At 37.4% G+C, this 12,410-nt stretch carries 11 protein-coding genes; 3 read left to right on the top strand and 8 right to left on the bottom strand.

All coding sequences use genetic code 11. From position 1 onward, the window contains the following. Positions 1 to 93 precede the first annotated feature (93 nt). The 7 genes from HC728_RS01680 to HC728_RS01650 form a co-directional block, all read right to left on the bottom strand. Positions 94 to 1,776, bottom strand: a complete 1,683-nt coding sequence (locus tag HC728_RS01680) for an aspartate:alanine antiporter (protein WP_005418453.1) — start codon at positions 1,774 to 1,776, stop codon at positions 94 to 96. Positions 1,777 to 1,922: 146 nt separating this feature from the next. Further along, entirely contained in the window at positions 1,923 to 2,186 is a 264-nt protein-coding gene (locus HC728_RS01675) for a GrxA family glutaredoxin (RefSeq protein ID WP_005418461.1), read from the bottom strand. Between the two features lie 111 nt (positions 2,187 to 2,297). Further along, positions 2,298 to 3,155, bottom strand: a complete 858-nt coding sequence (locus tag HC728_RS01670) for a MurR/RpiR family transcriptional regulator (protein WP_011261554.1) — start codon at positions 3,153 to 3,155, stop codon at positions 2,298 to 2,300. A gap of 320 nt (positions 3,156 to 3,475) precedes the next feature. Then, positions 3,476 to 5,119, bottom strand: a complete 1,644-nt coding sequence (gene panP / locus HC728_RS01665) for a pyridoxal-dependent aspartate 1-decarboxylase PanP (protein ID WP_017018415.1) — start codon at positions 5,117 to 5,119, stop codon at positions 3,476 to 3,478. Between the two features lie 174 nt (positions 5,120 to 5,293). Next, positions 5,294 to 5,806 carry a hypothetical protein gene (locus HC728_RS01660; RefSeq protein ID WP_017018414.1) on the bottom strand — a complete coding sequence of 171 codons (513 nt, stop codon included), beginning with the start codon at positions 5,804 to 5,806 and terminating at the stop codon, positions 5,294 to 5,296. 136 nt (positions 5,807 to 5,942) lie between these two features. Continuing rightward, the gene (locus tag HC728_RS01655; RefSeq protein WP_017018413.1) at positions 5,943 to 6,842 is read right to left on the bottom strand and encodes a lysine exporter LysO family protein; all 900 of its coding nucleotides are present in this window, start codon (positions 6,840 to 6,842) and stop codon (positions 5,943 to 5,945) included. Positions 6,843 to 6,932: 90 nt separating this feature from the next. Next, on the bottom strand, positions 6,933 to 7,856 hold the full coding sequence (locus HC728_RS01650) for an HDOD domain-containing protein (RefSeq protein WP_017018412.1): 924 nt from the start codon (positions 7,854 to 7,856) through the stop codon (positions 6,933 to 6,935). Between the two features lie 373 nt (positions 7,857 to 8,229). Between HC728_RS01650 and tfoX the strand changes: the two genes are divergently transcribed. Next, a complete protein-coding gene (gene tfoX / locus HC728_RS01645) occupies positions 8,230 to 8,859 on the top strand; it encodes a DNA transformation protein TfoX (RefSeq protein ID WP_081300364.1) in 630 nt (209 codons plus the stop codon). 90 nt (positions 8,860 to 8,949) lie between these two features. On the opposite strand, the gene HC728_RS01640 is transcribed toward tfoX, so the two are convergent. Continuing rightward, entirely contained in the window at positions 8,950 to 9,498 is a 549-nt protein-coding gene (locus HC728_RS01640) for a hypothetical protein (RefSeq protein ID WP_005418478.1), read from the bottom strand. A gap of 275 nt (positions 9,499 to 9,773) precedes the next feature. Here HC728_RS01640 and HC728_RS01635 point away from each other — a divergent pair, with 275 nt between their 5' ends. Together HC728_RS01635 and serC are read left to right on the top strand one after the other, a co-directional pair. Beyond that, positions 9,774 to 11,075 (top strand): DUF945 family protein, encoded by a 1,302-nt coding sequence (locus HC728_RS01635; protein WP_190395070.1) that lies wholly within the window; start codon positions 9,774 to 9,776, stop codon positions 11,073 to 11,075. A gap of 197 nt (positions 11,076 to 11,272) precedes the next feature. Next, positions 11,273 to 12,355 carry a 3-phosphoserine/phosphohydroxythreonine transaminase gene (serC, locus tag HC728_RS01630; RefSeq protein ID WP_190395069.1) on the top strand — a complete coding sequence of 361 codons (1,083 nt, stop codon included), beginning with the start codon at positions 11,273 to 11,275 and terminating at the stop codon, positions 12,353 to 12,355. Positions 12,356 to 12,410 lie beyond the last annotated feature (55 nt).

The raw sequence follows: 12,410 nt of genomic DNA, 5'->3' as shown, positions 1-12,410 counted from the left end.
AGTAAACAAAAGAGAAAAGAAAACCCCAGAGTGAATGTTCATTCTGGGGTTTTTTATTGGTTCCAATAAATGGGTTCTAATAATGAGTGTATATTATGCTAGGAGTATCATAATGGTGCCGGCAACGGTCATTAAGATATTGGCAATCGCATAAGTACCAGCGTAACCCAGTGCAGGTATGGTGCTGCGTGCGTGTTCGTTAACTACGTCCATTGCTGGACCACAAGTACGAGCACCGATAATCGCACCAATTAATAAAGCACGGTTCATATTAAGAATATAGGCACCAACAAGGTAGGCTAAAATTACTGGTATCACACTGACAATAAACGCAGCAGCAAGTACTTTTAAGCCATCTTCAGAGAAGTATTCATTAATATTGCCACCAGCACTTAGCCCAATACCCACCATGAACACTAATAAACCAAGGTTTTTGGTCATGTTTAGAGCCCCTTGCGGTACATAACCAAAGGTAGGGTGGTTTGCTCTTAAGAAACCTAATGTAATACCTGAAATCAATAGACCAACGGCATTACCTAAACCAAATGTAACTTGGCCAAAGCTCATGGTGATCATCCCGAACATGATGCCAAGGATAAAGAAGCTACAGAAAGCTAATAAATCGGATACTTGACTATGAATTGAGATAAATCCAATCTTGTCTGCTAGGTAGTGAACTTTGCTTTTTTCACCACTCACTTGAAGAATGTCACCTTTCGCTAATACGATATCGTGTTCAATTGGCATTTCAATTTGTGCACGAACCACACGGTTAAGGAAACAGCCGTATTCAGAAAGGTTTAATTCTGAAAGGCGCTTACCGGCGATATTATCGCTTTTAACTACGATCTCTTCTTCAGCAATGCGTAAATCCAATAAGTTACGGTCAAATACTTCTTTTCCGTTTCTAAAGCTTGAATCGAGACGAGCATGACTATCTGGATAACCTACAAGGGCAATTTCATCACCTTGTTGTAAAATGTAGTCACCATCGGGGTTCGCTAAAATACCGTTACGACGGATACGTTCAATGTGACAGCCCGTTTGGCGGTGAATACCTAGCTCACGTAAGTTTTTACCATCAGTCCAGTCGATTAGCTCTTGGCCAACACGATAAGCTCGAATGATTGGTAGGTATACTTTTCTCTGTCCTGCACTTCCTATTCCACGTTCTTGAGCAATTTGCATTGCACTGTCTTGTAGATTTTGTTTTTGCAATTTCGGAAGTAAACGAGCCAAAAGGATAAGGCTAGTTAAACCGATTAAATATGAGAAAGCATAACCGACACTTAAATTGTCTATTACCTTACTAAAATCGACACCTTCAGGCAGGGCTGCTAAACCAGAATTTAATGCATCTTTTGCACCCACTAATACAGGCGTTGCTGTTAATGCGCCAGCCATCATGCCTGTTGATAAACCGTAGTCTAAACCGAAGTAGTGGCCTGTTAAAAAACTGAGTGAAACAGCAGAGACTAATACAACAAGTACAAGTAGAAGGTAGTGTTTGCCATCTCGTAGGAAGATACCAAAGAAGTTTGGTCCAGCCTCGATACCAACACAAAAGATAAATAGCATAAAGCCAATATTGAGAGAGTCAGCGGTAAAAGTATAACCAAGACTTCCCATAAAGAGGGCGGTGATAAGAACACCAATAGAACTGCCTAGTTGAAAACTACCAATCCTAAGTTTAGCTATGAATAAGCCAAGAGCGAGAACAACGAATAAAAGTAAGATATCGTTTTGCGATAACAATGTCGCAACATCAATGTTCACTGTATTTTGCCTGAAATATGGAGTAAGAAAGTGTGACGTAAGTCTAACTTAAAAATGGCGAATGTATAACCATATTTAGAAATAAAATTAAAAAAAAATCACCGTTTGGGAGCGGTGATTTAATTTTATAAATTAGCTATTTGAAATTAATCAAAAAGACCTAAATTTTCTTTTGCGTACGCTTCAAATTCAGTACAACCGCCAATGTGTTTTTCATCGATAAAGATTTGAGGAACCGTTTCAACTGGTTTACCTACCGTCTTTTCTAAGTCTGCTTTTGAGATACCTTCAGCATGAATATCAACATAGCGGAATTTAAAATCATCACGTTTTTCAGTTAGCGTTTCAGCGTGCTCTTTAGCTCGAACACAGAATGGACAACCAGGACGACCAAAAATAACAACAAACATAGCTTTCTCCAAAAATTATTAGCGGATATGGTTCGCAATCAATAGGTTAACTATGCCTATCAATATGAATTAAGTAAAGATGATTATGCCTTTTAGATTGATAGGTAAAACCTATTGGTAGCGTTCATCTTTTCCATAGCGAGAATCTTTAAGTGCTTCTTTAACTCGTTTCAGGTTGTCTCTAAAACCAACACCACGGCGTAATGTGAAGCCAGTTGCTAGAACATCGATAACGGTCATTTGAACAACACGACTTGCCATTGGCATATATACGTCAGTGTCTTCTGGCACATCTAAACAAATAGCTAAAGATGCCATTTTTTCAAGAGGTGAATCCTTTGCAGTAATCGCAATAACTGTTGCGCCGTTTGATTTAGCAAGCTCTGCTATTTCAACCAAGCTTTTAGTTCGACCTGTGTGTGAGATTAACACGACTACATCATTCTCTGTGCTATTGATGCAGCTCATTCGTTGCATCACGATGTCGTCAAAACAAGCAATAGGAATGTTAAATCGGAAAAATTTGTTCATGGCATCGTGCGCTACAGAAGCTGATGCACCTAAACCAAAGAAAGAGATTTTTTTCGCTTGTGTTAGAAGGTCAACTGCACGGTTTACCTGCATTGGATCTAAGCTGTTTTTAGCGACATCAAGACATGCCATTGTTGATTCGAAAATCTTATGCGTATATGCATCTGGACCATCGTTTTCTTCAACATTACGGTTTACATAAGGAGTACCATTGGCAAGGCTTTGTGCAAGATGAAGTTTAAAGTCTGGGAAGCCTTTTGTATCTAGTCGACGGCAAAAACGGTTTACCGTTGGCTCACTCACGTCAGCCATTTTAGCTAAAGTGGCAATACTTGAATGAATTGCGGTTTGAGGTGAGGCCATAATTACTTCAGCTACTTTGCGCTCTGATTTGCTGAAGTTATCTAAATTATTTTGTATTTTTTCAATGGTATTCATATGCGCTCTTCTACATTTTAATTTGATATAACCTTAACCAGAGTGATTTGAAAAGACACTTTGGTTAAGATTATCCGTTTGAATAAGTATATACGTTTGTTTACTTAGCCTCTAACAATTGGCTTCGTTGATTGTATTTTAATAACAATAATATGACAGATCTCTAAAAACACTTTCAATTTAGAAAGTGATTTTTCGGTGTAAATACGACAAAACTAAAATTTTATCGATAATTTCGTGATTAAGTTTCAGTTAGAAAGGAAATGAATTACAAAAAAGATAGGTTGTTTTACATTCATAAAACAACCTATATAGAAGAATTAACGAAGGATTTTGTCTACAATTTGGTTTAATAGAGGTAAAGATATTTCACTACTGCTTGCAATTTCTCTTTGCTCAATTAATACATTTTGCAGTATTTCTTTTGTGGTTAATGGGTTTGCCAATACAACTCTGAAAACAATAGTTGGTTGATGCTGATAAACTTCAGGCGTTAATCGAGTTCGAGAAACAAAAGATTTCCCAGTTTCACGTTGCGTTTTTTGAATGTACTTGGTGAGATTATCCAAGTGCTCATAAATCTCAATTTTTTGTTCGTCAGTCGCAACTGTCAGCGCCGCTTTCACGTGACTTGGAACATAACGATAAGTCAGCAAGCAAAGCTCAGGCTCTGTTATCAGTTCAAAATCATCTTGCTGTTGAATTAAATCAGCAAAGTAGTGTGCTTTTTCAATACTTTGGTTGATTAATAATTCATAACCAGGGCGACTGATCACATTGAAACAAGAATAAAGCAACATCGCCATACCACTTCGAGAACCTTCAAGTGTGTGACGACCTAAATCTTTAGACCCTTTACGAAGAATGTATTCAGCATGATGCTGGATAGAAGACATTAATTCAGGATCTTTAAAGATAACCATACCTGCACCCATTGGTACGTATAGTTGTTTGTGTGCATCAATCGTTACGGAATCGGCTAAATCAATACCATCTAAAAGGTGCCGGTACGTATTCGACATTAATGTTGCACCGCCCCAAGCCGCATCCACATGGAAATGACATCCTTCACGTTGAGCAACGTTTGCTAATTCACGCAGTGGGTCAATTGAACCTGTTTCTGTGGTACCTGCAACACCAACAATAGCCAGTGGCTTAATATTTTTCGCTTTTGCTTGTGCAATTTTAAGTTCTAAATCGTCAAGACAAACACGATTGTTGTTGTCGGTTTTAACGGCTATAACGCCATCTTGACCAATGCCAAGTACATCCGCTGCTTTTTTGAGTGAGTAATGGCCGCGTTCTGAAACGAAAATAGCTAACCCATTACACTTATAATGCGTAAGAGCAGCAAAAAGTCCTTGTTTGGCAATGCCTTCAAAATCACCTTCTGGTTTTAATAGGCGATTTCTTGCAACCCATAGTGCAGTAATGTTAGCGATGGTACCGCCAGAACAAAAAGCACCTAAAGAGTGGTCAGCACTGTGCATCCAGTGTTGATAGAAGTTGTCTTTTTGACCAAAAATTAAACGGTGTAACATACCAAGCACTTGACGCTCTAACGGGGTAAATGCTTTTGATGTTTCAATTTTCACCAAATTTTGATTTAGGGCAATCATGATTTTAGAAAGCGGCATTAAAAAGTAAGGCAATGCCGATGTCATGTGTCCAATAAAACTAGGTGCAGAGGTATGAACGGATTGAGATACAAGGGTATCTAATAAGTGCTCAGTATGTTCTGACACATAGGTCGGAGATTCTGGCATTGATGAATCGGTAAAATCTTTTTCGATTTCAGTCAATGGCTTTTCTTCGGCAACAATATGCTCTCTTAAAAATTGATTTAAGTTCTGTGAAAGTTCTTTTTCAATTATTCCAAGAGTCGAATCGGGAGCTTCCGGAACAGTAAAAATTCGCAGCAGGCTTTCAAAGCTCGCATCTGCTGTTTTGTTGTCTGTTACCATGGTATCTGTTCTATTTGTTGATGATTGAAAAGTAAAGAGGGTGGTTCTTTACAGGCTCTGAGGGCACAATTTAGAACAAAATGACGAAAATGTCTTGTGTAAAATGTGCCTCATCGAGTCTTGAAGGGTGGATTTATCACCAAAAATGAATGAGTGGTGATAAATTAATCAATATTATTGACATTTAATCATGCTGATATCGGTCATTTTTTGATTGTAAGCTTTTAGTGGTGCATCAATCGTTTTTGGATGACTTAGGATATCTGCAAAGGCAGAGCGTAATTCATAATTTTGTTTATGTGGCTGAGATTGACGATCATCGAAGGTTGCTTTAGCTATTTTACCTAAATCATCATCATGGCTTGCTAATTCTTTCACTTCTTTTTGAGTAAGCTGTAACCATGATTCTATTGATTGATTGGTTTTAACTTTTTCTGGTGCGTTTTCAAGATAGTAATCCACTGCAGCACGGTTCAGTTCAAAGTGATGTTTGCGCCCTTCAAGAAACCAATCACCAACACTTTGTAGGTTTGGATCTTTTTTCACGGTAATGGCTATGAGTTCTTGATACCAAGTTAAAGATGCATCTATATATTGACTGTATTTGTCGCTTAAACATTGAGTATCTGCAGCTTGAGCTGACGTCGTAAGCAATGCAAAAGGTAAGATTAGAGCGGCAAGTTTCATTTTAAATCCTTATAAATGAATCGTAATTATCAATTTGTGATTGTAAATAGAGTGTAACTAAATGCAATTGAAACGATTCACAGTGTGATGCTTCCCACTTAATCTGGTACGAATAATGTTTTTCTGCTTCGAACACTTAAAGAGAAACGAAGAATAGCATCAAAAAAGGAACCGATAGACTCAGTATAAAACCACTCACAATAGCAATAGGAACACAGCGAATCCCGCCACAATTTTGAATAACAGGAAGTGTGAAATCCATTGCTGTTGCTCCAGCATAACCAATAGAGGTGACTGGGTAACGATGAATTAAAGTTGGGATTAAAAGTAGAGCAACTAACTCTCGGAAAAGTTCGTTCAAGAATGCCGCGCCGCCATAAACAGGGCCTAATGCATCACCCATCAAAATACCTGCAAGTGAATACCATCCAAAACCAGAAGCCATCGCCAAGCCATGTGGTAATGGGATATCAAGGATAAGAGCACCAATGATGCCTCCGACAAAAGAGGTAGACATAATAACTGCGGCGATAATAATACCGTGTTTATTTAATAGGATTTGGCGAAGTGTAAGGCCACTGTTACGTAGTTGGATACCGATTAAAAATAAAAGTAGCAGCAGAATTATCTCACTGGCTTGTTCTACCCAGCTTAAATCGATACCAGAAAGTAAGCCAAATACTAAACCTCCTGCAACCGCTAAGAGCAGCTTTGCTGATTCTAGGATCATTTTAAATAGTGGAAGTGAGTTTTTATTCCCTTCTGAATTTAGCGGGAATAGCTTATCCATGATAGGAAGAATAGCTAAGTTACATACGCTAATTGCGACAAAGAAAGTAACCGTAATCGTTAAGATCTGATTGAGGTTTTGAGCAAGATTATCTAGAGCCGCAAGACTTAAGCCCATAAGAGCTAGGATAACCGTAACTAGGTGGCTTGTTGCGGCATTTATATGCTGAAGTGGCTTCTTCGTATGAAGAGGGATTAAATAGCCTAAAAGCAATGGTAAAAAAACAAATAACATTCCAGAAAACATAATAATAAACCCAACTTTTGAAGAAGCCCCGAGAATATCAAGGCTTTTCAAATTCGGCAATATAATGTTAATTGATTTGTTGTAATTTAATTACAATCCGCTGCTTCGAAGTGTTTCTCTGATGCGATCGTTGAATTGAGTATTAGTAAGGTTACTCAGTGTGTAAAGGGCTTCAGCACCTTCTAATGTTATCTCAACTTCATGGTCATCAATATCGTCATCATCATTTCTGAACATTAACAAATGATTAGCAATACGAGCGATGTTTAAGTAACTCACTGGTAAGTTACTTTCTGAAATTTGTTTATTTGTTGCTATTGAAAGGAAATCGCTATCAAACTGCCAATGATTCAATACATGGTAGCTGATTGGATTACATTCTTTTTCAAAAATATAAAGTGCGACATCAAGGTCTAGGTAATTCCCTTCTTCAAGGTAGTTGTAGTATTTATTGACTAAGCAAAATAGACCGATGTCTGCTAAAAGACCACTTAATAATGCCTTTTCTGGTTCAAGATAATCGTGTGAACCGTCTGTGCTTTCTTTCAATATCTCTTCACATACCATTGTCATGACGGCAGCGAACTCGCGAGACTTAGCCGCACTTTTACGTAATAACGAATTACATTCGCTATTTAAATCACTTGAATATTTTAACTGCTCAATAGCTTGAGCGGTAACAATGTCACGGACACGGAAGATACCAAGGCGAGAAACAGCAGTTAACACGTCTGTACAGGTGATATTACGACGGTTAAATACGACAGAATTCGCCATTCTAATAACAATAGCGGTCAGGCTTGGGTCTTCTAAAAGCGTATCAGATACATCTTTAATCATTGTGCCTTCAAGAGTACACAATTTCTGAATTTTAAGTACAACATCAGGGATCGGTGGAAGCTGAATTTTCCCCGATGTGATATTGGATGTAACTTGTTGGCTAAACTCAGTTCTCAATGCGTTAAGAGCTTTCTCTTTATCGTGTTCTAGCCAAAAAAATGATAAATGATTCATTTTAATTCATATGTTTAAGTAATGGTTAAATCATACATTATTTTTATACGTACTAAAAAAAAACTTGAAGAATTGAGCACGTCCTCAAACTAAATAGTTGGCTTCAAACGTCAAAGTTAATACGTCTTATTAAATAAGTGATGATTTATTGACGTCATAAATGAATCTTGTGAGATTCATCAATGTAATGGTGTGGTGTATTATGTCATTATAATGTGATACGAGCCTGAAGAACTACTTGTTTCGTTACATGAATTAATTAAGAAGAATGTGATCGAAATAAAGAAATATACTGCTATTTCAGGTATTAATATAAAAATAATAGAAACTTATTCATTGTACGTTTATTATTCAATTGCTTGATGTCAATTTTATGACAGGGACGGGGGATGTTAATTTAAAGATCAAGGAGATCGAGATGAGTCATCTAGAAGAGCGCTTTTTTAACTTTGTAAAAAAACTGGGAAGATTCAATAAACGTTCAATGTTTGGTGGTGTTGGTTTGTTTACCGAAGACGCCATGTTCTCGCTAGTTACTGATGGACGACTATATGTACGCGGTGGTGGTGAGGTTGATGCTCGGTTTGAAGAGTTAGGTTGTGAGCGTTTCAAGCATGTTAAGAAGACGACAATTGCGACTGTAAATTATTTTGATGTTACTGAGTTATTTGAAAAGAAACCAGCTTCTCTTCTTTCTATTGTTCAAGAAGCTATGGAAAACTCTCGTTTAGAAAGAGAGTTTAAAAAATCAAAAGAAAACCGCCGTTTACGTGACTTACCGAATATGCAACTGACATTAGAAAGAATGGTCAAAAAAGCAGGAGTACCTGATGTTGATTCATTTCTGGAAATTGGTGCTGTTGATGTATTTAAAAAAGTGAATCACACCTATGGTGGTGATGTTGATGTTAAGTTACTTTGGAAGTTTGCAGGTGCAGAATCAGGTGTTCATTGGACGTTATTACAAGAGCCTGCAAAGCAAGCATTATTACAGCAAGTTTGATTTGTTTATTTCATAAAAAAACCTCGTTATACCGAAACAAATAAAGTTAAGGGATAACGAGGTTTTTTTGTATTTAAATATCTAATTAAATTAGTATTTAAAACGAGCTGTTAGCAGAAGCTGATCACCGTAGATACCATTGAAGCGACCTTCAGCACCAATAGAGAATAGCTCTGTTGAGTGGAAGCGACCGTATACTGAGAATAGAGTATCGTCGTTATCATCGATAGATAGGTAACCTACTTTACCACCAACTTCAAGTTGTGGACCTAACCATTGACGTACGCCAAGGTTCAGTTCCATACCTGTGTCATTGTGGTATTTATGGTTGTCATCAACAACACGTAATAACATTTCACCTGTGATGTCAGCCCAGTTGTTTACTGGAGCGTGGAAACCAAGACCAGCTGCTAGGTCGTAATCGCCATCTAGCTCTGAATCAATGCTTGCGATAGCGTGAGCATTTGGGTGAATTGATTTGCTGAAACCAGCACCGAATGTTGAAGGGCTAAAGCCAATGCGAGCTTCAACGTAATCGTAGCTGAAGTTGCTCATGATGGCATTGTTTGCGTCATCTGCAGCCATTGAAGTTGCAGAAATAAACATTAGGCTTGATGCTAAAAGTGTTTTACGGATCATGATATTTGAAACCTATCAAATTGAGTGCTGTAAACAAAAAATATGGCCTAGATACTAACAGAAATCGGTATTTTTGCTAGAAAGCAATATATAAATTTGAAGTAACAACAAATCGTCAAAAAATGAACATGTATATATATTTAATAAAATAAAGCAAAAATTAAGCCAAGCATAGTAAGTTTTGTTATATATGACGCAGTTATCTAATAAATAGAGTTGTATTGAACTTGTTGTGTTAGGTAAACTGATTGAAATTGATAACGTTGGATACCAATATGAATGAGTTAAAAAAATATGCAGCAATAGGTGGAGCTGTTGCTCTTGTTGCTTGCTGGCCATTTGCGACAGGGAAGATTGGTGAAGCCATTTTTAAAGATGGAATCGCTTCTTATGATAATTCAGTAATTGCTATTGAAAATCTTTCTTATGATCGCGGTTATTTAAGTTCGACGGCTCAAAGTCGAATTCATGTTGTTGATCCGGGTTTAAGTGCTGAACTAGAACATGCTGGATATCCGACTGACATTATTGTGAATCATGAAATATCTCATGGCTTGTTATCGATCTCCTCGGTATCAACATTTGAAACTGAAGCGAATAAGTCTGATTTCATTAAAGGACTTAAGTTAACGACTGAGAGTCAATTAACTGGTACAACAGAGTTACTTCTTTCAAGCCAAGACGCTAATTTTGTTAATGATGATTTACGTGCGCAGGGTGTTGAAAAATTATTTGTTGCCGCAAGTCAAGTATCTGCGACGGTACAAAAAGATGGTCAATTCACTTTAGCTTATGACCTGCCTAAGACTGAATTACGTCTAGATAATCAATCTGAGTTTATTGTTGATAACGTAAAAGGTCAAAGTGTTGGTCATTATGTGGGTGATATCTTCATTGGTGAAGCAAACATCAATATGGATAAATTGGTTTTAAATGACGTAGAAGGTCAAAATCACAATGAAGTGAAAGGCTTTAACTACACGAGCATTAACCAAATCAAAGAAGTAAAAGATAAGCCAGAAGACAATGCACTAAGCTCTAGCAATAAGCTAACGATAAATGAAATCGTTACAGACAGTGGTACTTTGGAAAATGGTGTTTTTGACTTAAGTTTTGAAGAGCTGAACTATGATGCATTAATTAAGCTAGTCCCTCTATTACAAGATCAAGAAATCACGCCAGAAAAAGTACAACAACTGATGCTGTCTTTTGATTTACTTGCTGCTAAGGGTTTTAAAGTAAACTTAAATGAATTTAGTGCTGATGTACTAGGCAGTAAAGTGAATAGCCAAATTCTACTTACTTTACCGGCAGGGACTGCGCGAGCTTCTCAAAATGCGGATAAATTAGTTCAAACATTACAAGGCAGTTCTGAGCTAGTTATTGCGAAAAAATTGGTAGATGAGACACCAGAACTTCGTATGCAAATGGATGAATTACTTGTTAATGAATTTGCAACGGAAGAGGGCGATAATTATCGTTTATCTGCGAAGATTGCTAATGGTCAAATTGAGTTACCAAATGGTCAAAAAATGCCTCTATTTATGCTATTAGGCTTTTTAACTTATCTTCGTTAATTCATTTATATTTATACAAATAGCTCACTTTGGTGGGCTATTTTTTTAATTGATATTTTTAACTTGAATCTGTCATCGTTATGGATTTAGTGAAATAGATCACTTTCTGATTCCTTTATGAGATGAAAGGTGTTATTAATTTCGTAATCATTTTTTGTCAGTTAGTGTTGTAAACATCAACAGGAGTTTTAAGAAACATGGAAAAAGTATTTAACTTTTGTGCTGGACCAGCAATGTTACCAGTAGACGTTCTCGCCCAAGCTCAAAAGGAATTGGTAAATTGGAATGGCTTAGGCACATCTGTGATGGAAATAAGTCACCGCAGTAAAGAGTTTATTAAAGTCGCTGAAGAATCAGAGCAAGACTTACGTGATCTATTAGCGATTCCAGACAACTATAAAGTGTTATTTTGCCAAGGTGGTGCCAGAGCTCAGTTTGCTGCGGTACCTTTGAATTTATTGGGTGGTAATACTAAAGCTGATTATGTTGACGCTGGTTATTGGGCTCAAAGTGCGGTTGAAGAAGCGCAAAAATATTGCACACCAAATGTGATTAATACCATTATTGATGTTGATGGTAAGAAAGCGGTTCAATCGGCTTCTGAATGGACATTAAGCGATGATGCGGCGTATGTGCATTTTTGTCCAAATGAAACCATTGATGGTATTGAGATTAATGATCTGCCTGTAACCGATAAGCCAATTGTTGCTGATATGTCATCGACCATTTTATCGCGTAAGATTGATGTGTCGAAATACGGTGTTATTTATGCTGGGGCACAGAAGAATATTGGTCCTGCGGGCTTAACGATTGTTATTGTTCGTGATGATCTATTGGATTTAGCCGCTCAAGCTTTGCCGAGTGTATTAAACTACGGTGTATTAGCGGATAAAGAATCTATGTTTAATACGCCTCCAACTTACGCTTGGTACCTTGCGGGATTAGTTTTCAAATGGTTGAAATCTAATGGTGGTATTGACGCAATGGAAACACATAACCGTAAGAAAGCAGCGGTTCTGTACGATTACATTGATCACTCGGATTTTTATCGTAATGACGTTCATTCTGATAATCGCTCTTTGATGAATGTACCATTCCAGTTGGCAAATCCAGAGTTGGATGCGAAGTTTCTTGAATTAGCTGATGAAGCGGGTTTAAAAGCATTGAAAGGACACCGAGTTGTCGGTGGTATGCGTGCATCAATTTATAATGCAATGCCATTAGAAGGTGTTGAAGCGCTTGTGCAATTTATGAAAGAGTTTGAAGAGAAGTACGTTTAGGTATTACTCTTATTCACTGATACAAAAAAGCCGATATGATGATGGTCATATCGGC

It is taken from the genome of Aliivibrio sp. S10_S31 (assembly GCF_014694495.1).
GTDB lineage: Bacteria > Pseudomonadota > Gammaproteobacteria > Enterobacterales > Vibrionaceae > Aliivibrio > Aliivibrio fischeri.
This window is presented reverse-complemented; position numbering and strand designations above follow the sequence as displayed.

Coding starts and splice junctions, on each gene's coding strand:
- panP (WP_017018415.1), bottom strand. CDS start 5,119: ATGGTAACAGACAACAAAACAGCAGATGCGAGCTTTGAAAGCCTGCTG.
- HC728_RS01675 (WP_005418461.1), bottom strand. CDS start 2,186: ATGTTTGTTGTTATTTTTGGTCGTCCTGGTTGTCCATTCTGTGTTCGA.
- HC728_RS01635 (WP_190395070.1), top strand. CDS start 9,774: ATGAATGAGTTAAAAAAATATGCAGCAATAGGTGGAGCTGTTGCTCTT.
- HC728_RS01650 (WP_017018412.1), bottom strand. CDS start 7,856: ATGAATCATTTATCATTTTTTTGGCTAGAACACGATAAAGAGAAAGCT.
- HC728_RS01660 (WP_017018414.1), bottom strand. CDS start 5,806: ATGAAACTTGCCGCTCTAATCTTACCTTTTGCATTGCTTACGACGTCA.
- HC728_RS01655 (WP_017018413.1), bottom strand. CDS start 6,842: ATGTTTTCTGGAATGTTATTTGTTTTTTTACCATTGCTTTTAGGCTAT.
- serC (WP_190395069.1), top strand. CDS start 11,273: ATGGAAAAAGTATTTAACTTTTGTGCTGGACCAGCAATGTTACCAGTA.
- HC728_RS01640 (WP_005418478.1), bottom strand. CDS start 9,498: ATGATCCGTAAAACACTTTTAGCATCAAGCCTAATGTTTATTTCTGCA.
- tfoX (WP_081300364.1), top strand. CDS start 8,230: ATGACAGGGACGGGGGATGTTAATTTAAAGATCAAGGAGATCGAGATG.
- HC728_RS01670 (WP_011261554.1), bottom strand. CDS start 3,155: ATGAATACCATTGAAAAAATACAAAATAATTTAGATAACTTCAGCAAA.